Source organism: Cytobacillus kochii (assembly GCF_020171845.1).
Taxonomy (GTDB): Bacteria; Bacillota; Bacilli; order Bacillales; family Cytobacillaceae; genus Cytobacillus; species Cytobacillus kochii.
The window spans coordinates 1-1,083 of sequence record NZ_JAIVAM010000037.1 but is presented as its reverse complement, the minus strand read 5'-3'; the positions used below and the strand labels follow the sequence as shown (position 1 = coordinate 1,083).

General features: G+C 50.7%; 9 tRNA genes and 1 rRNA gene. All 10 read left to right on the top strand.

The features are described from left to right. A 5S ribosomal RNA gene (gene rrf / locus LCM23_RS25685) occupies positions 1-110 on the top strand; the annotation flags it as partial. A 9-nt stretch (positions 111-119) separates the two neighbouring features. Then, positions 120-195 (top strand) — tRNA-Val (locus LCM23_RS25680). Between the two features lie 17 nt (positions 196-212). After that, positions 213-288, top strand: a tRNA-Thr gene (locus LCM23_RS25675). 7 nt (positions 289-295) lie between these two features. After that, a tRNA-Lys gene (locus LCM23_RS25670) sits at positions 296-371 on the top strand. Positions 372-380: 9 nt separating this feature from the next. Further along, a tRNA-Leu gene (locus LCM23_RS25665) sits at positions 381-465 on the top strand. 18 nt (positions 466-483) lie between these two features. Further along, a tRNA-Gly gene (locus LCM23_RS25660) sits at positions 484-558 on the top strand. Between the two features lie 6 nt (positions 559-564). Further along, positions 565-653 (top strand) — tRNA-Leu (locus LCM23_RS25655). 9 nt (positions 654-662) lie between these two features. Then, positions 663-739: transfer RNA gene (locus LCM23_RS25650), tRNA-Arg, on the top strand. Positions 740-743: 4 nt separating this feature from the next. Beyond that, positions 744-820, top strand: a tRNA-Pro gene (locus tag LCM23_RS25645). A gap of 16 nt (positions 821-836) precedes the next feature. Next, positions 837-912, top strand: a tRNA-Ala gene (locus LCM23_RS25640). Positions 913-1,083: the final 171 nt, after the last annotated feature.

The following is a 1,083-nucleotide window of genomic DNA, read 5'->3' as shown; positions in this document are numbered from 1 at the left end:
GCGATAGCGAGAAGGTCACACCCGTTCCCATACCGAACACGGAAGTTAAGCTTCTCAGCGCCGATGGTAGTTAGGGGCTGTCCCCTTGTGAGAGTAGGACGTTGCCGGGCATACATACTGGAGGATTAGCTCAGCTGGGAGAGCATCTGCCTTACAAGCAGAGGGTCGGCGGTTCGATCCCGTCATCCTCCACCATTTTTTTGTGTTTATTTGCCGGCCTAGCTCAATTGGTAGAGCAACTGACTTGTAATCAGTAGGTTGGGGGTTCAAGTCCTCTGGCCGGCACCACTTGTACGAGCCATTAGCTCAGTTGGTAGAGCATCTGACTTTTAATCAGAGGGTCGAAGGTTCGAGTCCTTCATGGCTCACCATTTATATATGCGGGTGTGGCGGAATTGGCAGACGCACCAGACTTAGGATCTGGCGCCGCAAGGCGTGGGGGTTCGACTCCCTTCACCCGCACCATTTTTATTTTGAATATTTGCGGAAGTAGTTCAGTGGTAGAACATCACCTTGCCAAGGTGAGGGTCGCGGGTTCGAATCCCGTCTTCCGCTCCAATAAGTGCCGGGGTGGCGGAACTGGCAGACGCACAGGACTTAAAATCCTGCGGTAGGTGACTACCGTACCGGTTCGATTCCGGTCCTCGGCACCACTTATTGATGCGCCCGTAGCTCAATTGGATAGAGCGTTTGACTACGGATCAAAAGGTTAGGGGTTCGACTCCTCTCGGGCGCGCCATAAACGGGAAGTAGCTCAGCTTGGTAGAGCACTTGGTTTGGGACCAAGGGGTCGCAGGTTCGAATCCTGTCTTCCCGACCATTTTTATTACTTTTTTGGGGCCTTAGCTCAGCTGGGAGAGCGCCTGCTTTGCACGCAGGAGGTCAGCGGTTCGATCCCGCTAGGCTCCACCAAAAACATTTTAAAAAAGTTATTGACATAACAAGTTAAGATGTTGTATGATTATAAAGTCGCTTCTGAAGCGAACGAGATTGTTCTTTGAAAACTGAACGAACGTAAAACGTCAAGCGTAATTCTAAAAAAGCTGATTTATCAGCAACAAAGCACCATAGGTGCAAACGAGC